Annotated in this window: 16 protein-coding genes; 4 read left to right on the top strand and 12 right to left on the bottom strand. The window is 60.6% G+C overall.

Annotation, left to right across the window (positions count from 1 at the left end):
* Entirely contained in the window at positions 1 to 1,014 is a 1,014-nt protein-coding gene (locus EOS_RS37035) for a lysylphosphatidylglycerol synthase transmembrane domain-containing protein (RefSeq protein ID WP_160312569.1), read from the bottom strand.
* A 654-nt stretch (positions 1,015 to 1,668) separates the two neighbouring features.
* On the opposite strand from EOS_RS37035, the gene EOS_RS37030 reads away from it, so the two are divergent.
* A complete protein-coding gene (locus EOS_RS37030; RefSeq protein WP_047897181.1) occupies positions 1,669 to 1,902 on the top strand; it encodes a hypothetical protein in 234 nt (77 codons plus the stop codon).
* 190 nt (positions 1,903 to 2,092) lie between these two features.
* Here the strand turns inward: EOS_RS37030 and EOS_RS37025 are convergent, their stop codons facing one another.
* The 4 genes from EOS_RS37025 to EOS_RS37010 all read right to left on the bottom strand — a co-directional run bounded on the left by EOS_RS37025 (position 2,093) and on the right by EOS_RS37010 (position 8,940).
* Positions 2,093 to 3,901, bottom strand: a complete 1,809-nt coding sequence (locus EOS_RS37025; RefSeq protein WP_047897180.1) for a phospholipase D-like domain-containing protein — start codon at positions 3,899 to 3,901, stop codon at positions 2,093 to 2,095.
* Between the two features lie 825 nt (positions 3,902 to 4,726).
* Positions 4,727 to 6,301 (bottom strand): methyl-accepting chemotaxis protein, encoded by a 1,575-nt coding sequence (locus EOS_RS37020; RefSeq protein WP_407639215.1) that lies wholly within the window; start codon positions 6,299 to 6,301, stop codon positions 4,727 to 4,729.
* Between the two features lie 4 nt (positions 6,302 to 6,305).
* Positions 6,306 to 7,664, bottom strand: a complete 1,359-nt coding sequence (locus EOS_RS37015; protein ID WP_047897179.1) for a dicarboxylate/amino acid:cation symporter — start codon at positions 7,662 to 7,664, stop codon at positions 6,306 to 6,308.
* A gap of 109 nt (positions 7,665 to 7,773) precedes the next feature.
* A complete protein-coding gene (locus EOS_RS37010) occupies positions 7,774 to 8,940 on the bottom strand; it encodes a mandelate racemase/muconate lactonizing enzyme family protein (RefSeq protein WP_047897178.1) in 1,167 nt (388 codons plus the stop codon).
* 122 nt (positions 8,941 to 9,062) lie between these two features.
* On the opposite strand from EOS_RS37010, the gene EOS_RS37005 reads away from it, so the two are divergent.
* Entirely contained in the window at positions 9,063 to 9,854 is a 792-nt protein-coding gene (locus EOS_RS37005; RefSeq protein WP_047897177.1) for an AraC family transcriptional regulator, read from the top strand.
* Between the two features lie 199 nt (positions 9,855 to 10,053).
* Here the strand turns inward: EOS_RS37005 and EOS_RS43855 are convergent, their stop codons facing one another.
* Positions 10,054 to 10,587, bottom strand: a complete 534-nt coding sequence (locus tag EOS_RS43855; protein WP_053064179.1) for a lysozyme inhibitor LprI family protein — start codon at positions 10,585 to 10,587, stop codon at positions 10,054 to 10,056.
* 308 nt (positions 10,588 to 10,895) lie between these two features.
* On the bottom strand, positions 10,896 to 11,789 hold the full coding sequence (locus EOS_RS36995; protein ID WP_047897176.1) for a LysR family transcriptional regulator: 894 nt from the start codon (positions 11,787 to 11,789) through the stop codon (positions 10,896 to 10,898).
* Between the two features lie 85 nt (positions 11,790 to 11,874).
* On the opposite strand from EOS_RS36995, the gene EOS_RS36990 reads away from it, so the two are divergent.
* The gene (locus tag EOS_RS36990; RefSeq protein ID WP_047897175.1) at positions 11,875 to 12,651 is read left to right on the top strand and encodes an NAD(P)H-dependent oxidoreductase; all 777 of its coding nucleotides are present in this window, start codon (positions 11,875 to 11,877) and stop codon (positions 12,649 to 12,651) included.
* A gap of 141 nt (positions 12,652 to 12,792) precedes the next feature.
* Here the strand turns inward: EOS_RS36990 and EOS_RS49055 are convergent, their stop codons facing one another.
* The 5 genes from EOS_RS49055 to ansP form a co-directional block, all read right to left on the bottom strand.
* Positions 12,793 to 13,068: a DUF883 family protein gene (locus EOS_RS49055; protein ID WP_047897174.1), complete on the bottom strand. Its 276-nt coding sequence runs from the start codon at positions 13,066 to 13,068 to the stop codon at positions 12,793 to 12,795.
* Between the two features lie 73 nt (positions 13,069 to 13,141).
* A complete protein-coding gene (locus tag EOS_RS36980) occupies positions 13,142 to 13,981 on the bottom strand; it encodes a transglutaminase family protein (RefSeq protein ID WP_047897173.1) in 840 nt (279 codons plus the stop codon).
* A gap of 8 nt (positions 13,982 to 13,989) precedes the next feature.
* Positions 13,990 to 14,931: an alpha-E domain-containing protein gene (locus EOS_RS36975; protein ID WP_047897172.1), complete on the bottom strand. Its 942-nt coding sequence runs from the start codon at positions 14,929 to 14,931 to the stop codon at positions 13,990 to 13,992.
* Positions 14,932 to 15,042: 111 nt separating this feature from the next.
* The gene (locus EOS_RS36970; protein WP_047897171.1) at positions 15,043 to 16,458 is read right to left on the bottom strand and encodes a circularly permuted type 2 ATP-grasp protein; all 1,416 of its coding nucleotides are present in this window, start codon (positions 16,456 to 16,458) and stop codon (positions 15,043 to 15,045) included.
* Positions 16,459 to 16,601: 143 nt separating this feature from the next.
* Positions 16,602 to 18,098 (bottom strand): L-asparagine permease, encoded by a 1,497-nt coding sequence (gene ansP, locus EOS_RS36965; RefSeq protein ID WP_047897170.1) that lies wholly within the window; start codon positions 18,096 to 18,098, stop codon positions 16,602 to 16,604.
* 326 nt (positions 18,099 to 18,424) lie between these two features.
* Between ansP and EOS_RS36960 the strand changes: the two genes are divergently transcribed.
* The gene (locus EOS_RS36960; RefSeq protein ID WP_047897169.1) at positions 18,425 to 19,378 is read left to right on the top strand and encodes a LysR substrate-binding domain-containing protein; all 954 of its coding nucleotides are present in this window, start codon (positions 18,425 to 18,427) and stop codon (positions 19,376 to 19,378) included.
* Positions 19,379 to 19,432 lie beyond the last annotated feature (54 nt).

Raw genomic sequence — 19,432 nt, 5'->3', positions numbered from 1 at the left:
TCAGTCGGGAGCGGCAGCTGACGTGATCATGCGGCGCCGCCATGCGAGGGCAACAAAGCCGGCGGCGCCCAGGATCAGCGGGCAATAGAGCGTGGCGAAGCGCCAAAGCACCAGGGCCGTCGCCATGGCCTCCCGTGGAACCCAGGCCGCGAACGCGGCAGCAAGCGCAAGATCGCCGCCACCTCCGCCGGCGGGCACGCCCGTCCAGAGCGCCGCATGCAGCACCACCGCCTGCACCGCCAGAACGAAACCGAGGGGCAACCGGTACCCCAGTTCGAGCAGGACGAACCACAGGGCGCTGTAGCGAAGCAGCCATTGCAGCGTAGTAAGCAGCAATAACGCGGCGAACCGGTCGCGCGGTCCCGTCAATAGCAACACCCACTGCTGGCGCACACTCTGGCGGAACCGGTCCCACCGGGCCCGCCGCGCTTTCAGCCATGGGACACGGTGGCCCGCCGCGTCAAACGCACGCGCGACATACCCACGACATGCCCATAGCACACCGATCAGGATCGCGACGACTGCCAACCCCCCGGCGACTGTCGACAAGCTGACTCTCGGGGCTAGATAAGCCAGCGGGCCGACGGAAAACACAAGCGCGATCGGCACCGCTATTGCGAAGAACGTCAGGTCGAGTGCCTGGTCGGCGCCCACAACGGTAGTGGCAATAGCCCACGAGGCTCCGGCGCGCTGCAGCAAAGCCATATTGACCCCGTATCCGGCTGCTCCAAGGGGCGAGACCAGGAAGGCGAAATCGGTCACGAGGGTGATTGCAAACGTGCGCAGGAAACGAAGACGAAGCCCCAGGGTCGCTTGCAACAAGTGCAGCTTGCCGGTCTTCGCCAGCGCGCTCACAGCGGCGCTCGCAGCCAGCACCAGAAATACTTGCACCGGCACAGTCAGCAGGCTCGTGAACAAGCCGTGGGGGCCTAGTACGAAGGGCACGCCCATCGAGAGTCCGACCCCCAGCATGGCGAGCATCGTCGCGGCGTTACGTGTGTGAGCGCCGGTCAAGAGGTCCGCCCTTGCCGCCGGGCGCATGAACTCGACATCGGCAGGTTATATCGCGATGGAGCGAGCGAATCGTCTGGCACGATCCGGGGTTTGAGAGGCCGAAGAATATGCATGCGGTTGGGCGCGTCCTTAAAGCTGCGTGATTACCTGAGTTCGTGCGATGCAAGACGACGCTGCGCTCTGCATCGTCCGGTCACCGGTGCAATCGAACCCGCATTCTCCAATGCGATGATGACAGTCGCGCTTCGCGGCTCGGCGACAAGCAAGCACGGCCTTGCCCACCGCGTTCCTGCAGAGACAGTCATCAGGACCCTATCGTTCCGCAACCGTCCGATACGGCACTGAATTCCCTCCGATCCATCGTGCAGGCACGCAATGCTGTGTTGCGAAGATCGGCCGCTCGCGTCACACAACGGTCGTTAGACCGGGGTAGCTTCGTAAGCCTCCCCGCACGAAAGTTGCATGTTCTCACTTCACCACCAAGACGCCATTTGCATCGGCCGCCAGGGCGTTGGCGCATGGAACGAACGTGCTAATTGTCTCGGGGCGTGCCCGGTGTTAGTTATGTGCTCAGTGGGGAAACGTAACATTTTCACATCGACGAATTGCAACGCTACAGTTATTGCAATCCGGCAATTCATGAAAGGAGATGCAATGGTCTTTTATCACCACGGTGCCGCTATTCAACCCTCCGTAACACGACTAGGCAACACGTTCCTCGCGCGCGTTTCCATCCTGGAGGAAGATGGCGAAGCGACGTCTCTTGGGGATCTTGGACAGTTTGCCAATCGCGATTGTGCCTACGAGTTTGCTGTGCGCAGTGCCACTGCGTTCATCGATGGCGAGCCCTTGCCGCGCTCGCCATTTCAACAATTACCGGCCAGGTGAAACGACTTGCGGCCACTGAGATCCGCTTGCGCTAGCGGCGCACAGTGGCACGTCGTTCCGCATACGGTCGAAGCAACACCGGAAGCACGCAAGTGATGAACTTCGGCCGTGGTCGAGCCAGATTGGCTCAACCACGGCGAGTACCGCTGTTGCACCAGCGTTCGCCCTGCTTCCGATGCTCTAGTGCCCATTACTCTCCCTTGCCAGCCGCTGAAGCTCCCAGCCAGAACGCCAGTTCAGCATTGCTCGGTTCGCCGCTCGGCGAGAAGTAGGCGCTCTGCCACGTGTCGTCTTCATGCAAGCCCTGCCAGCTATCCTGGGTTCCGTGCTGCGCAAGCAGATAGCGCCACCGGTAGTGGTCGTACACATCGATCACGTGGACTGCGTACGCGCATGCCAGGCTGACGTTGCCTTCGATGATGATGAAGTTTTCATCGTTGGTCGACGATGCCTTGTTGCCCAAGTTGTGGCTGCCGACCACCACGGTGCATCGGTCAGGATCGAACGGGTCGATGACGACTATCTTGTCGTGGATGACGGCGTGGCCGACCTTGGCCAGCTCCTTTTGCCAGACGCCGAACGCGTCATTGACACCCTCGGTGGGAATCACCTGTGCCGGGTCTGCTGGCGTCGAATTGTTGTTGTGCAGGTCGATGACAAAATTTCCCGCACGGTCCGCGTTGGTGAGCGCGCCGCGAATGAAGAGCTTTCCGTTCTTCTCCTGCGCCGAGGCAGCGGCATCGACAATGCTGGGCTGCCCCGGATCGAATGCGAGAAAAAGCACCGCTGATTTCGCCCCCTCGATGCGGGCATACACGTCTGCCATGTCGGGCGGCGTAACACCCTTCGCCTTGTTCTTCTGGAGCGTGTTGGGCGAAAACCAGAGCGTGGCTTTCTTGGCGCCTGGAATCTCCACGGCAACCGGGGACGCATTTGCCGTGCGGAACGCTTTGCTTTGCAACGCATGGGGGTCCGTGCCCGCGTCCAGCGTGTCTTTCTTCAACGCGTCCCAGTACGTCGAATACGCACTCGCCAGCGACGGGGAGCGCAGCACGATGCTGTTGTTCGTCTGCGCGCAAAGACCGGTCGGTGTCCAGTTGGTCGAGCCCGTCAGTACGATGTCCGGCTTGCCGCGTGCATCGACGTAAAGCATGAACTTGTTGTGCCCGATATGACTGCCGTCGGGAAGCATCCGGTCCGTCACGTCGACGCCCGAATGATGCAGCGCTTCACGCGCCGGGGCGTTTTCCTTATCGTCGTCGTGGGTCGTGCTGTCGACGGTATTCGACAGGATCAGATGCAATTGCTTGTTGCCGACGAGAGACGCTTCAAGTTGTTTATCGGCAAGTTCATACAACGCGGCGTAACAGCTTCCACCGTGAGCTTTCGCCTCCGCCAGCAGCGACGGCAGGACCGTTAGAAGGTCGCCTGCCAGTGACTTGCGCAACGGATCCGTGGGGTCCGCAATGCGTTTGAGCAGCACCCCGGAATCCGGCAGATCGCTCTTGCTCTTCGGGAGTTGCCGGGCAAGCGCCTGCGTCGCGAGGATGCCCCGGTTGAAATAGCACTTCACGGCTCCGGGGTCTTCGTGCGGCCCATGTTCCGCCGTCAGGCCGACGGGGTTCGAATAGAGGATGGGGGCACCTTCGAGCGGCGCTAACTTCGGAGGTGCATCTTTGCTGAATCTGCCTTGCAGCGGAATGATCTGGTAGACGTAGACGCCCTGTGCGTGGGCGTCGCTGACATAAAGGTCCTTCCAGAAAAACTTCTGGATCGGGCCCTGTGCCGTCGTCTGCCCGGCGTGTCCCGAATCGGGGTTGCTGGGAAAACCGGCCATGGCGGGCAGCGACACCCCTTGCGGGGCGCTGCTGCCCGTCTGCGCTTCTGACGCGTCGACGCGCCGTACGTCGAAGCCGACGCAGCCAACAAGCTTGTGCTCGAAGGTCCATGCAACAAGAATGACGTCGTTGTTCGAGAGAGCAATACATTTTGCAGACATGCGTATCTCCTGGGTGCCGGGGTGGCATCCGTGCCATGGCCGCGACTGCTCTTGGCTGCTCGTGGAGCAGCTGCGCGGTTCTTTGCGGCCGGGTGAAGGGGGCGGACGGACGCGTCACTGACACGGTGTGTCAGTGAGCAGATAGTTGCCTAACGGCTTGAACGTTTGATGACGCTTTGATGATGAAAGCGCCCGGGTGGTTTTTCGTTCGCACTCGGGGTTGGGCGGGGGTTTTTGGGGCGGGTGGTCGAGGGGTGATGCCGGGTTGCTGCTTTCGGTGTTAGTGGTCTGCGTGAGTTAGCTGTATTTTTTATCACTATTAGCCACTGTGCGTGGCGGCACGTCATTTCTTTTTCCGACGGCGAAAAAGAAATAGAAGCAAAGAAAGCGCTTTCAAACAATCGGCAAGTTAGTGTCCCTAGCGTGCAGGCTAGAAGTTTCTGGCACCTGATAGCACGGTGCTCGCCAGACTCAAGAATGTTTGAAGCCCGACCTCTCCGAACACAGATACCCACACGCTTCGCCACCAGTGACTGAACCTGCCACAGGTTCATCCCGCGCTATCCGCGTACAACCGCCCACGAAAATAGGCACGCAGTCCACGTAGCCAACCCACCACGAAATGAGGCAACCAGCACACGTCAGGCCGTCATGGGGGGCTTTGGACAAAAATGACGTGTGCCGCCACGCACAGTGGCTAATAGTGATAATGAGAAAATCCGACTCAAGCGGACCACTACGCGAAGCAGCAACCCAGCATCAACCCCGACCGTTACCCCCAAAAAACCAGCCCCCCAACCGAGTGCGAACGAAAAGACCGCCTCGCTATGCAAGCCGCCGCAATTGAAAGCGCCCGGCTGCGGCCTTGAGCAAGACCGTCTGTTCATCGAGCGACGCTGCCGCAGCGGCAGCCTGCTCGACCAGCGCGGCATTTTGCTGCGACATCTCGTCCATTTGCGACACCGCCCGATTGACTTCCTCGATGCCGTCGCTCTGTTCCGCGGACGCCGTCGCGATCTCGCCCATGATGACGGTCACGCGGCGCACCGCCGCACGAACTTCGCCGATAGTCACGCCCGCCTCATTGACGAGCAGCGAGCCGTCCGCCACGCGCGCTGCGGAAATGTCGATCAACTCCTTGATCTCCTTCGACGCAACCGCGGAACGCTGGGCCAGCGTGCGAACCTCCGCAGCAACCACCGCGAACCCACGGCCCTTGTCGCCCGCTCGCGCCGCTTCCACCGCGGCATTGAGCGCCAGGATATTGGTCTGGAATGCGATCCCTTCGATCACGCCGATGATTTCGCCCATCTTCCTGGCGCTTTCGTCGATCTGCCCCATGGTCGTAACCACCTTGTCGACCACGTCGGCTCCCCGGGTCGCAGCGACGTTCGTGGACTCCGCCAGCGCCCTGCCTTGCCGTGCGTGCTCCGCGTTCTGCGTGACCGCGCTCGTCAGCTGTTCCATGCTCGCGGCGGTCTCTTCTACCGATGCCGCTTGTTCCTCGGTGCGTTGCGAGAGGTCGGTATTACCGGCCGAGATCTGGTGCGTGGCCGCTGCGATCGACTCCGTGCCTCGCGCGATCTGCCCGATCATCGTGGCGATGCCGTCCTGCATCGTGCCTACGCTCGCGGCCAGTTGCCCCATTTCATCGCCGGCGTCGAGGTTCAGTTTCTCCGTCATGTCACCCCGGGCGATCCGTTCGAGATGACGCAGTGTGAGATTCAGCGGGCGCGAAATCGAGCGCAGCAGGTTGAACCCGCTGATGACGCACGCAAGCAGTCCCACGGCGATAGCAATCAGGGTGAACGTCTGCAGCGTGTCGTAACGATCCTGCGCCAACTGGTAACGCGTGGCGCCCTGCTCGTTACGGAACTTGTCCAGCGCCGCGGATTTCTGCGTGAGCGCGGCAGATAGCGGCGGAACGTCGACCATCGCAAGCTTGTCCGCCGTTGCGTGATCGCTCTTCCTGATGGCCTCTATCATCGGTTCGATCGCGTCATGCAGCAGCGCGGCACGGGCATCCGACACCGCTTTCGACAGCACCGCTTCGGCATCGGAGGCCGGCAGTGCCTGGTAGGCCGTCCACGCCGTGTTCGATACCGCCAGATAGCTTAATGCCTTGTCTACGAGCGCGCCCGTGTCAGGCGCCTCGGGATGCAGAAGCACGCGGTCGAGCGTCGTGCGCACGACCGTGAGGTTCAGGTTGGAGCGGCCGAGCGCAGTGGCGGCTGCCACATCGTTCAGATAAGCCTGTTTGACGGCGCCGTTCGAGGCGCGCATGCCTGCAATTCCGAGTATCCCCGTGGAGACGAGCAAGACGCCGAGTAACGCCAGCGTGGCCAGTAAACGCAACTTGATCGTTAGCTTGAAACGCATGAATGTCACGTCTTTTTTCAGTGGGTCAAGATTGGTTATCGGCAGATACGTCAGCCAACTTTACGGTCGCGGACGATCCTGCCGCGCGCGTCTGGTCTCCGGACGCCGCGCGCCATTTGACATCGTCGAATACGTTTTCCCAACGGGCAACGGCAATTGTCGCCAGACCGTTGCCGATCAGGTTCGTGATGGCACGCGCCTCGTTCAGCAGGCGATCCACGCCGAGCAGCAGGACCAGGCCCGACACCGGGATCTTGCCCATGCTCGCGAGCGTCGCCGCCAGCGTGACGAAACCCGCGCCCGCTACGCCCGCCGAACCCTTGGATGTCAGCATCAGCACCGCGAGGATCTGCAACTGCTCGTAGAACGTCAGGTGGATGTTCATCGCCTGGGCCACGAAGATGGCGGCCATCGTCAGGTAAATCGAGGTGCCGTCGGCGTTGAACGTGTAACCCGCGGGGAGCACCAGTCCGACAATCGGCCGCGGGCAGCCCGCTTGTTCGAGCTTGATCAGCATCTGCGGCAGCACGGATTCTGTCGAGGCAGTGCCGAAGGTCACCAGGATCTCCTCGCGGATATAACGCAGGTAACTCCACAGCGAGACGCGGCAGACCCGCGCCACGACCCCGAGCGCACCGAAAACGAAGAGTATTGAGGTCAGGTACACGCACAGCATCAACCGTCCGTATGACGCGAGCGAACCCAGTCCGTACTTGCCGATCGTGAAGGCGATCGCGCCGAATGCGCCGATCGGCGCCAGCGCCATGACCATGCGCACGATGCCGAACATGCCTTGCAGGAAGTTGTCGATGATATCGACCAGCCGTGCGGCCGGCTCGCCGATGCGTCCCAGCGCCAGGCCGAACAGCACCGCGAACAGGATGATCTGGAGAACATTGCCGTCGGCGAACGAACCGATGATCGTCGATGGAATGATGTTCATCAGGAAACCGGTCACACCCTGCGCCTGGGTATGCGCGGCCGTTGTGTACGACGCTACCGCATGCGCATCGAGTGCGGCGGGGTCGACATTCATGCCTGCTCCCGGCTTCACGATATCGACCACGACCAGGCCGATCACGAGCGCCAGCGTCGACATCACCTCGAAATACAGCAAGGCTTTCGCACCGACCCTGCCCACCTCGTGGATAGCGCCCATGCGCGCGATGCCGACCACGATCGTGCCGAAGATGATCGGCGCAAGCAGCATCTTGATCAGCTTGATGAACCCGTCGCCGAGCGGCTTCATGTCGGCGCCGGCGGTCGGCCAGAAGTGGCCGAGCAAGATGCCCAGCGCGATCCCGATCAGCACCTGTACATACAGCCGGCGCAATAGCGGCGTCTTCGCGTTACCGTGTGCACCGCGTGTATTTTGACTAGCCATGAGGTCTCCTCCAGCCTGGCGCGAGCGAACGTTTTACGGTGCAGCGTGCTCGTGCGCCAATCCGAACGTTAGTTGTTATCCAGCCGCGCTTCGTCGAATGGCGACTGACTTACGAGGCGAGCTTTTTCATCTCGGCGTACAGGTCCGCCTTGCCCTCGAAGCCGATGCCCGGCAGGTCCGGCATCGTGATGTAGCCGTTGTCCACTTTCACGCCGTCAGGGAAACCGCCGTAGGGCTGGAACAGGTCCGGATAGGATTCGTTGCCACCCAGACCCAGGCCCGCTGCAATGTTCAGCGACATCTGGTGGCCACCGTGCGGGACACAGCGGCTCGGCGACCAGCCGTTCTCTCGGAGCATGTCGAGCGTGCGCAGGTATTCCACGAGGCCATAGGCGAGCGCGCAGTCGAACTGCAGCCAGTCCCGGTCCGCGCGCATGCCGCCGTAGCGAATCAGGTTGCGGGCGTCCTGCATCGAGAACAGGTTTTCTCCGGTGGCCATGCTGCCGGCGTAGTGGTTCGCGAGTTCGGCCTGGAGCGCGTAGTCGAGCGGGTCGCCGGCTTCCTCGTACCAGAACAGGTCGTATTGCGACAGCGCCTTCGCATAGGCGACAGCCGTCGCCACATCGAAGCGGCCGTTGGCATCGACCGCCAGGCGCTGGCCTTTTTCGAGCACGCCGAGCACAGCTTCAATGCGCCGCTGGTCATCGGCAAGCGACTCGCCGCCGATCTTCATCTTCACCACCGAATAACCGCGCCCCGTGTAGCTCAGCATTTCCGACTTGAGTGCGTCCAGATTCTTGCCGGGATAGTAATAACCACCCGCCGCATAAACAAACACACGGCGCTCGGGTTGGCCGTTGCCGTAACGCTCGGCGAGCAGTTGAAAGAGCGGCTTGCCCGCGATCTTCGCCACTGCGTCCCACACGGCCATATCGATGGTGCCCATCGCTACCGAGCGCTCGCCGTGACCGCCCGGCTTCTCGTTCATGAACATCGTCGCCCAGATCTTGTGCGGGTCGAGGTTCTCGCCAGTTTCATCAATCAGCGTAGCCGGGTCCGCTTCCAGCACGCGCGGGATGAAACGTTCGCGCATCAGGGTGCCCTGACCGTAGCGGCCGTTCGAGTTGAAGCCGTAGCCGATCACGGGCTTGCCATCGCGGATGACGTCCGTCACGACGGCGACGAGGCTCAGCGTCATCTTCGAAAAGTCGATGTAGGCGTTGCGGATGTCCGACTTGATCGGCTGGGTGATTTCGCGGATATCGATGATCTTCATACGGGTCCTTTTTGTCCGATGCAAGACGGCTTCATGCGCCTTGCGGTAATCTCACGACATTCTACGAAGCATCGCCCGGGCGCCGTCACCGGAACCCGGACAACCACTATCGCGAACCTGCCATGTTGCTCGGCCCCTCGGATCCGCTCGAACTTCCCGGCGCGCTGCCGCCTGTCGTCGCGCTCGCCAGCGTCTTGCCGCGCGGCTATTCCCACGCGGCGCACAGCCACAGGCGTGCGCGGCTTACGTACACCGATTCAGGCGTAATGACCGTTTTTACGCCGCAGGGCAACTGGATCGTGCCGCCCAAATGCGCCGTCTGGATTCCTGCCGGCGCGGAGCACCGGATCCACGCCCGCGACGACCTGGACAAGCGCAGCATCGACGTCGATCCGGCGGCGATCGGCGCGTTGCTGCAAAGCGACTGCGCCGTGGTGCAGGTCTCGCCGCTGCTGCGCGAACTCACCAATGTGGCTGCGCGGTTTTCGCGTCCGTACCCCGCGAGCCGGCGCGAAGAGCGCGTCGCCAGCCTGATTTGCGACGAAATCGCCGAAACCCGGCTCACGTCGATGTTCCTCCCCCTGCCCCGCGACGCGCGCGCCCTGCGGGTCGCCCAGGCGCTGATGGCGGATTTATCGAACGGTGCGACTATTGAGCAATGGGGCCAGAAGGTAGGTGCGAGCGCGCGTACGCTCGCGCGGGTGTTCGTCAGGGAGACGGGCTTGCCGTTCGCCGCGTGGCGCAAGCAGGCACGCCTGCTGGATGCCGTATCGAGGCTCGCTGATGGCGAGTCGGTGTCGGCGGTGGCTGCCCGGGTCGGCTACGAACATCCAAGTTCATTCACCGCGATGTTCCGCAGCGCGCTCGGTGCTGCGCCGACGCGGTATTTTTCCAGCATCGAGGACGAGGAGTAGACCGAGGCGCGGGGCCCCCGCGAGCGTGGGACTTCGCGATGATGACGCGGCCCGAGCGCGACATGTGAATATCCGGCCTTTCGTGAACTCACGGAAAGCGGAAATGGAAGAAAACCGGCAATCTCCGTCGGCTGGCTCAGGAGTGCCCAAGCCAGCCGACAGTCAAACAAAACCCCGCTAAACAAGCAACGTCTGCAGGTTATTGCAAAGATCCGGGAACTGCATCGCCTTTCATTCTCAACACGGCTGCTTGAGCCGTATCCGTGATCTTTTGCTCTGCCAGATTGGCCTTGAGGACAACAATCTGGTTTTGCGTCCCTTGATTGAAGTCCGCATCGAGTTCACTGATACGGCGGTTGTACCAGTTGACCACGCAAGTCTTGTCTTTGCAGTTGTGCTGACGCCATTGCCACTGCTTGACATGGTCGTCCTCAAAGGCCTCTGCGTCAGGAGTCACGTCTTTCGCACGTTTGAAGGATATCGCCAGCTTGTCGTCGAGAGATGACAATTCCGGGTCCGTGCAAACAAGCTTCTCTGAGCTTGAGACTTTCTTGCCACAGTGGAAACTCGCTGCGTGTGCGGACCCGGATAACAAGCCGCCGCCCAATACCAGTAACGTCAGCGTAACGGTCCCGGCCGCACGCTTCACGTTGAACAATTTCGTTTTCAATTTACCTGACCTTGTCATACCTACCCCCGTCGATCCATCGTTAAAATTGCGTTTGTCGAACATGCTGCTTTTCCGCCACGGTCTTCCCGGGCCGGGCTTTTTGAGACTCCAACCGCGAACGGACGGTTGCACGAAGACTTTCGGAAGCGCGTTTGACGACTCGCAAAGGATCACGTTTCATCGCTCAAGTTTCCAATGCTGATCGCAAGAGCGGCTAGCCGATGTCTTCGTGAGACAACTTGGGAAGCCTCCCCTGGGCGTGTGCCTGCCAGCGGAATTCGTTAAAGCGATGATCCTAGTTTTTAAGCGAAGGAACCCCTCGAAAAGGAGGCGACCTTCTCAAGGCCTTACCGAATCTTTCCCGGGTGGAATCACACCGAATTTGCGATGTGCTCACGCAGCCATTGATGCGCGGGATCGCGATGGGAGCGCTCATGCCAGAGCATGGCCATCTCGTAGCCGGGTATATCGACAGGTGGCTCCACTACCCTCAGCACGCTGGTGTCGCGAACCAGGCGCGAAGGCAACATCGCCACTAGGTCGGTGCTCGCCAGGACCGACATCATGAACAGGAAGTGCGGAACGGAGAGCACCACCCGGCGCGCGAGACCCGCCTGCGAGAGCACTTCGTCCGTGATGGCGCGAAATCCCCCGCCATCCTGCGACACGACCACGTGATCGAGTTGGCAGAATTGCGTAAGCGTCGGCCGGCGCTTCAAGCGCGGATGGCCGGCGCGGCCTGCCAGAACATACCGCTCGGTAAAGAGCGGCCGCCGATGCAATCCAGAAGGAGCGTCCTCGCTCGTATGGAGGGCAAGATCGATCTCCCCCTGTTCCGCCTGCTTGGCGATGCGTGGCGGAACAAGTTGCAGGACTGCCAGGCGGGTACCCGGCGCCGCCGAGCGCAAACCGGCCAAAGCGGGCAGCAGGACCGTCGATTCGCCATAGTCGGCAGCGGCAACGCGCCACGTATGACTCGCCTCGGCTGGATCAAAAGAGCGCGCGGGCGACACCGCGCGCTCAAGTGCGTCAAGTGCCTGACGCAAAGGTTCGCGCAACTCTTCGGCTCTCGCGGTGGGCCGCATTCCTCGTGGCCCCGGTAGCAACAGCGGGTCTCCAAAGACATCCCGCAGTTTGGCAAGATGAACGCTTACCGATGGTTGCGAGAAGTTCAGGCGTTCCGCCGCGCGGGTCACATTGTGTTCTGAAAGCAGGACATCAAGTGTGACCAGCAGGTTCAGGTCCAGCCTTCTTAAATTAGTCATGGCAATACCTGCGATATTGGATATTCATTTCCAATATATCTGATCAAGCCCTATTCTGCCCTCTTCTAGCAACGGAGGCCCAGCCATGAATGTTCTTCTCGTCTACGCCCACCCCGAACCCCGGTCACTGAACGGCTCGCTTAAGGACTTTTCGGTCAAACGCCTTGAAGATGCGGGACACGTCGTCCAGGTATCCGACTTGTATGCAATGAAGTGGAAAGCGTCGCTCGACACGTGCGACAGCACGCACAGGCAGTCCAATATGCCCTTCGATCCATCCCTTGATTCCAAGCATGCGTTCGAGAATGGTCTGCAAACCAAAGACATCGCGCTCGAACAGGACAAGCTGGTGTGGGCGGATGCTGTGATCCTGCAGTTTCCCCTCTGGTGGTTTTCGATGCCGGCGATCCTGAAAGGCTGGGTGGAGCGCGTCTATGCGTACGGCTTCGCCTATGGCGTAGGGGAACACTCCGACGCTCGCTGGGGGGACCGCTATGGGGAAGGCACGATGGCAGGAAAGCGAGCAATGCTGATTGTCACTGCGGGCGGATGGGAGCCTCATTACGGCCCACGGGGTATCAATGGCCCAATAGATGATCTGTTGTTCCCCATCCAGCACGGAATTCTGTATTACCCCGGCTTCGACGTCCTGCCACCGTTCATGATCTATCGGACAGGCCGAATTGACGAAGCAAGGTATTCAAAGATTTGTGACTCGCTCGGACAACGTCTTGATGCGCTTTGGAAGACTGCGCCGATATCATTTCGCCCACAGAACGCCGGTGCGTACGAGATCCCGGAACTCACCCTGCGGCCTGATATTGCGCCCGATGAACGCGGCTTCGCTGCGCACATTGCATAGAAATTGCGCCGTCACGCATTCATGCACCGATGCAGGTGAGAGATGATCGATTGCCTGGAAAGCGGGAGACGGACAGGGCTGAACAAGGCACAGGCACAGGCAAAGCCATGCCCACCCGTCCCCCTCGCGAACAGGACAGCGCTATTTCCGCCCGGCCAGCCACCCAATCAGCACTCCCACACCCAGGGCTACGCCGGCGGTCGACCATGGACGCTCATGCACATAGTCGTTCGCGAGACTCGCTGATTTCCGTCCCCGTTCAATCACGACGACTTGCACATCGGCCGCCTTCTTCCGGGCCTGTTTGAGACGTGCTCGTACCTTGCCGGATTCCGGCGTCGATCCGGCGCCAAAATCCGGGGTTGTCGTTGCCGGCGTATTGTTCACATCGCTCGCTGCACTGTTGGAAATTGACATGCCGTTACCTCATGCTCATGGTTAAGGAAACACAACGTACTCATCCAGGCGTTCGTGGCGACATGCCAGACCGTCAGCCCTGAACCTGCGAACCCTGCGAGCCTTGCGAGCCTTGCGAACGCGCGACATCGATCTCGACAATCAGCGTCTCCGCACCCTGCCCCGTGCGCACGCCGGAAACGGGCATGGCGTCTCGATAGTCGAGGCCCGTCGCGATCCGCACATAGTGCTCATCCGGGCACGTATTGTTGGCTGCGTCGAACCCCACCCAGCCGAGCCCGTCGAGATACGCTTCGGCCCATGCATGGCTCGCGGTCTGCGCGGGCATGCCGTCCATCAGCAGATAGCCCGACACATAGCGTGCGGGGATTTTCATCAGACGCGCCGCCGCGATAAAGACATGCGCATGGTCCTGACACACGCCCTGTCCGTTGCGCAAGGCCGTCTCTGCGTCCGTGCCGACCTCGGTCGTGCCGGGTTTGTAAGCAATCCTGCTGTTAATCGCACTCATCAGCTCATGCAGTGAGTCCAGTGGCTTACCTTCCGAACGAAGCGGCGCCGCGAGCGCGCCAATACATTCTCCGGCGTGGGTCAGAGTCGTAACCCGCTCAAAAATCCAGGGCGGCGCGACGCCGTTGACCGTGCCGAATATCCCGGCCGTGTCCTCGGTTTCGACCGTCCCTTCCGCCACGATGACGATCTGCTGCGTATTGCGCTCATGACGGACGAGATCGACACGATTGCCCAACCCGTCGGAATAGGAAACTGACGGCGCGATACCGTCGACCGTAACCTGCCAGTCGATGACTCTCTGCCCCGGGCATGTCTGGGGACGAAGCCGCAGCCGCTGCAACGCGTAAGGCACGGGCTGGTCGTAGTGATACCGGGAGATGTGACGGATCGCGAGACGCATGGCCGGACTCAATCGAAGTTGTAGGTTTCGGCGATATCGAAGCCGAGACGGTTGTTCTGGCCGATAAACCGGGTGAGGAATTCGTGCAGGCCGTCCGCGAAGATTTGCTTGATCGTGTTGCCTTTAAGCGTGGCTAGCGTGTTATCGGCGGTGTCGTGGCACGCGTGACGGATGCCGTAGTCTTCAGCGAGATAACCCAGGTTCTCGACAATGTTGAGATAGCAGAAATGCAGCGAGCGCGGCATCCGCCCATTAAGCATCAGATAATCTGCAATATTCACAGGCTTGTACTGAACGTCGTACACCCACCGGTACGAGCGATGCGCGGCCACGGAACGCAGGATCGACTCCCACTGGTAATTGTCGAGTGACGTGCCGACATAGGACACCGACGGCAGCAGCAAGTGATACTTGACGTCGAGAATGCGTGCCGTGTTGTCGGCGCGTTCAATGAAAGTCCCAATGCGGGCAAAGTCGAAAATCTCGTTCCTGAGCATCGTGCCGTGGAACGTGCCGCGAATGAGCGCGGTTTCCCGCTTGATCTGGTCGAGAACCACAGGCAGCTCGCTGGCTGGAACCGGGCTCGCCAGCGCCCGCTTTATCACCATCCACGCTTCGTTGACACTCTCCCAGGCCTCGCGGGTAAGCGCCGTGCGCACCATGCGGGCGTTCGAACGCGCTGCTTCGATGCATGACAGCACGCTCGACGGATTGTCGCCATCGCGCAGCAGATAGTCCGACACTGTGCTCGCGGAATAGACGTCATGCTTCTTGCGAAAGCCGTCTTCGGTACCCGATGTCACCACGACGGACGACCATTCCGCTGGTGCGTCGGAGGTTCGGGTCAGCGCCATGCGCAACCCGGCATCGACAATCCGTGCCATGTTTTCCGCGCGCTCGATGTAGCGGTGCATCCAGTAGAGACCGCTTGCAGTACGTCCGAGAAGCATGTCCTGTCCAACTCCAGTTTTGTTTAGTGCCGCGTTCGTGATTTGCGCCGGACCGGGGCCGCTGCCAGGTTCCCTCGCGTCCGCGCCATGAACGGCGTAAAAAGCCCAAGCTCAGTCCGCGAGCACCCAGGTGTCCTTGGTACCGCCGCCCTGGCTCGAATTGACAACGAGCGAGCCCTCCTTCAATGCGACTCGCGTCAATCCGCCGGGGGTGATGCGAATGCGGTCCGACACGAGCACGAAAGGACGCAGATCGACGTGGCGCGGCGCGAGGCCCTTTTCGGTCAATATCGGCGTGGTCGAGAGCGCCAGCGTCGGTTGAGCGATGTAGTTGCCCGGCCGCGCCTTGAGCTTGGCGGCGAACTCCTCCCGCTCCTTCTTCGACGCCGCAGGCCCGACCAGCATGCCGTAGCCGCCCGACCCGTGGACTTCCTTCACCACGAGTTCCTCAAGATGGTCCAGCACGTATTTCAGGCTGTCCGGCTCGGCGCAGCGCCAGGTCGGCACGTTCTCCAGGATCGACTTGCGGCCTGTGTAGAACTCGACAATCTCCGGCATGTACGAATAGATCGCCTTGTCGTCGGCAATCCCGGTGCCGGGTGCATTGGCAATCGTGATATTCCCGGCACGGTAGACATCCATGATGCCGGCTACGCCCAGCACCGAGTCGGGCCGGAAGGTCATCGGATCGAGGAAAGCGTCATCCAGGCGGCGATAGAGCACGTCGATGGCGCGAAAGCCTTCCGTCATGCGCATGACCACGCGGCCGTCCATCACCTGGAGGTCACTGCCCTCGACCAGATGAACGCCCATCTGATCGGCGAGAAACGAATGTTCGTAGTACGCAGAATTGTGGATGCCCGGCGTCAGCACGGCGATGGTCGGACTGGCTTCGTTGCCGCCCGGCGGGCACACGGCGGCCAGCGATTGCCGCAGTAATTGCGGATAGGTCTCGACCGGACGCACCTTGACCTGTTGAAACAGCTCGGGGAAAAGCTGCATCATCGTCTCGCGGTTCTCCAGCATGTAGGAGACACCGGACGGCGTGCGGGCGTTGTCTTCCAGCACGTAGAACTGATTTTCGGCCGTGCGCACGATGTCCACGCCAATGATATGCGTGTAGACATTCCCCGGCGGACGAAAGCCGATCATCTCCGGCAAGAAGGCCTCGTTATGGGCGATCAGCTCCTTGGGGATGATCCCGGCACGCACGATCTCCTGACGATGATAGATGTCGTGCAGAAAGGCATTGATCGCAATGACACGCTGCTCAATGCCTTGCGACAGCCGGGTCCATTCGTTACCCGAAATGATCCGGGGAATGATGTCGAACGGGATCAGGCGCTCGGCCGCCTCTTCTTCGCCATACACGGCGAACGTAATGCCCGTCTTGCGGAAAACGCTTTCCGCGTCGCGCGCCTTCTGCGCGAGATTCACCGGATTCTGCGTATCCAGCCATTGCTTGAGCAGGTTATACGGCGTGCGAACGCCGTCACCGGATGTCAGCATCTCATCGAATGGCTTCACGTAACTTCTCCGTCGTTGCGGCTGGACTGCAAAGGGATGTCCAGCCCTGCCGTGTTGTGAACCGGTCATGGCGTGAACCGGGATCCCCCTGGGCGGCCAGGAAGCACGGGGACCGCGGCGCTTGCCCTCACCGCGATCGTACCCTAGCGCGGGTTGTCCTCAAAAATGCTTTGGGTCAGGGTGACCGACGGGATCGTCGGTTTCATCATGGTCAGCGCCCGACGGCGCACCCCGTACCACCCTGCTACCAGCAGCAGGACCACGACGGGAATCGAGGCCACGGTCCACGTGCCGTTCGGATAGTCGAACGCCATCAGCACCAGCACGCCCAACAGAAACGCCAGCGTCAGCCAGGATGTCACCGGGGCGCCCGGCATCTTGAAGGTGGCCGGTTCAGCGTCGCCGCGCGCGACGGCCTGGCGCAACTTCATCTGGCAGACAACGATAAATCCCCAGGTGCTGAGAATGCCGAGCGACGCTACGTTGAGCACGATTTCGAACACACTCGACGGCACGAGATAGTTGAGCACCACGCCCAGGATGTAGATGGCCACCGTCACCAGGATGCCGGCGTACGGGACCGACTGAGAACTCATGCGGGACAGGAAGTGCGGCGCGGATCCCCCCATCGACAGCGCGCGCAATACGCGCCCTGTGGAATACAGCCCCGAGTTGAGGCTCGACAGCGCAGCCGACAACACGACGATATTCATCACCGAGCCAACGCCCGGCACGCCGAGCGCGCCAAAGAACGTGACGAACGGGCTCTGCCCCGCCTTGTAGGCGCTCCACGGCAGCAAGCAGACGAGGAGCACCACGGACCCTACATAAAACAAGGCGATACGCCAGATCACGCTGTTGATCGCGCGAGGCAGGACCTTGCGCGCGTCCTTGCACTCGCCCGCGGCCGTGCCGACCAGTTCGACCCCGGCAAAGGCGAACACCACGCCCTGGACGAGCACGAGCGCGGCCATCAGACCATGCGGGAACAGGCCGCCATTCTCCGTGATCAGGTGCGATCCGGTTGCGTGCCCGGCAACGGGTGTCCCCGTGCCGAGGATAGCGACACCAATAAGCAGGAACAGCGAGATCGCCGCGACCTTGATAAGGGCGAACCAGAACTCCATCTCGGCGAACCATTTCACGCCGATCAGGTTCATCGTGGCGACAATACAGAGCGCCAGCAGCGCGAACAGCCATTGGGGCACGGCGCTGAACGCCGCCCAATAATGCATATATAGCGCGACCGCGGTAATGTCGACAATGCCGGTCATCGCCCAGTTGAGGAAGTACATCCAGCCGGCGACGAACGACGCCTTTTCCCCCAGGAACTCACGCGCATACGACACAAAGCTGCCGCTGCTCGGACGGTGCATGACCAATTCGCCGAGTGCACGCAGGATCAGGAATGAGAAGACGCCGCAAACCAGATAAACGAGCGCCAGGGCCGGACCGGCTATTTGCAGGCGCGCACCCGCACCAAGAAATAATCCGGTTCCAATCGCGCCGCCGATTGCAATCATCTGAACCTGACGATTACCTAATGTTTTGTGGTATCCAGCTTCATGGGATTCCAGCCAGCTTTTCTTATCCACTTCACCGGGCAATTGAGCGGATGGTTGATCGGGTGCGGTAGCCATAATCGTCTCCAACTTAAGAACGGTTTTCAGAATTTGACAATGCTGCGCTGAGCCTGGACGGATTGGGCGTGCGTACCCAAAACCTTACGGCCCATTGCTACAAACGTTATCCAGATGACGTAGGCCCGTATCGGCATATCGAGCGACATGCCGCTTTCAGCTAGGGAAACCCAAAATTATGGTGCCAAATTGATGGGCGCAATGCCTATGCAAATTTCGACTAACGCCATTCGAAAATAGATATTGCTAGTTTGCCGACCTGTGGCACGCTAGAGAAACTTATCGGCCCATGCTAGCGGTCGACGTCTTTAAACAGAGCGATGACTATGGAAGCAAAATGGCTGGAAGATTTTCTCAGTCTCGCGGAGACCAAAAGCTTTTCCCGGTCGGCTCGCAACCGGGATTTAACGCAGTCGGCATTTAGCCGACGAATTGTCGCGCTAGAGACCTGGATGGGAACGAAACTGGTGGACCGCAGCGTCAACCCGATCTCACTCACTCCGGCAGGCCGGATGTTTCGCAGCCTGGCAACGGACATCCTGAAGAGTATGTATGCTGCCCGTAATATGGTGGGTGGCTACGAACAGTTCGCCGACAGCGATCATGTCGTCCATTTTTCGGTGGCTCATACTCTGGTATTCACGCTTTTCCCGGACTGGCTCAAGCGGCTTAACGGCAAATTCGGCGACGTCATGGCCCGGGTTCAGGCGGTCAATGTCCCTGAGGGCGTGCAACATCTTCTCGCGGGCGACAGTGACCTGCTGATGGGCTACCACCATCCGCACCTGCCCATCGGACTGGACCCCAATCTCTTTCCCTTCCTTACTCTCGGTGTGGAGCGCGTTCTGCCGGTCTCTGCCGCCGACAGCCATGGCAAACCGTTATTCGAGTTGCCTGGAAAAAGCGGCAAACCCCTGCCGCTCCTGGCTTATTCATCCGGTGCATTCCTCGGCAACGTGGTCGAAATGCTGTTGCTGAACGCCACCGAACCGTACGCACTGTATCGCTGCTTCGAAACCCATATGTCCGAGGCATTAAAAGGCATGGTGCTGGCGGGTCACGGTATCGGCTGGCTTCCGGAGAGCTGTATCACCCGGGAGTTGAGCGAAGGGAATCTTGTCGGCGCGGGTTCGGACGCCTGGGCGACTGAACTGGAAATACGTCTGTACCGTTCCGGCAAGCAAAGAGGCCGGGCCGCAGAACAGCTTTGGTCTTACGTCGAAAAAATGACGGCCGAGTCAGCGGTCAACGCACCGCCGGAAACCTGGAAGGCGGCGTAAGCCAATATGATGAAGCGTCCGGGCGAGGAGAAAACTGACAGGCTTGCCCGGTGC

The organism is Caballeronia mineralivorans PML1(12), assembly GCF_001028175.1.
Classification (GTDB): domain Bacteria; phylum Pseudomonadota; class Gammaproteobacteria; order Burkholderiales; family Burkholderiaceae; genus Caballeronia; species Caballeronia mineralivorans.
The sequence above is the reverse complement of the archived record's forward strand: the minus strand, read 5'-3'. Positions and strand labels throughout refer to the sequence as shown.

Coding starts and splice junctions, on each gene's coding strand:
- ansP (WP_047897170.1), bottom strand. CDS start 18,098: ATGGCTACCGCACCCGATCAACCATCCGCTCAATTGCCCGGTGAAGTG.
- EOS_RS37030 (WP_047897181.1), top strand. CDS start 1,669: ATGGTCTTTTATCACCACGGTGCCGCTATTCAACCCTCCGTAACACGA.
- EOS_RS37005 (WP_047897177.1), top strand. CDS start 9,063: ATGTTGCTCGGCCCCTCGGATCCGCTCGAACTTCCCGGCGCGCTGCCG.
- EOS_RS36975 (WP_047897172.1), bottom strand. CDS start 14,931: ATGCTTCTCGGACGTACTGCAAGCGGTCTCTACTGGATGCACCGCTAC.
- EOS_RS37010 (WP_047897178.1), bottom strand. CDS start 8,940: ATGAAGATCATCGATATCCGCGAAATCACCCAGCCGATCAAGTCGGAC.
- EOS_RS43855 (WP_053064179.1), bottom strand. CDS start 10,587: ATGTTCGACAAACGCAATTTTAACGATGGATCGACGGGGGTAGGTATG.
- EOS_RS37015 (WP_047897179.1), bottom strand. CDS start 7,664: ATGGCTAGTCAAAATACACGCGGTGCACACGGTAACGCGAAGACGCCG.
- EOS_RS36990 (WP_047897175.1), top strand. CDS start 11,875: ATGAATGTTCTTCTCGTCTACGCCCACCCCGAACCCCGGTCACTGAAC.
- EOS_RS36980 (WP_047897173.1), bottom strand. CDS start 13,981: ATGCGTCTCGCGATCCGTCACATCTCCCGGTATCACTACGACCAGCCC.
- EOS_RS49055 (WP_047897174.1), bottom strand. CDS start 13,068: ATGTCAATTTCCAACAGTGCAGCGAGCGATGTGAACAATACGCCGGCA.
- EOS_RS36995 (WP_047897176.1), bottom strand. CDS start 11,789: ATGACTAATTTAAGAAGGCTGGACCTGAACCTGCTGGTCACACTTGAT.
- EOS_RS36960 (WP_047897169.1), top strand. CDS start 18,425: ATGGAAGCAAAATGGCTGGAAGATTTTCTCAGTCTCGCGGAGACCAAA.
- EOS_RS37025 (WP_047897180.1), bottom strand. CDS start 3,901: ATGTCTGCAAAATGTATTGCTCTCTCGAACAACGACGTCATTCTTGTT.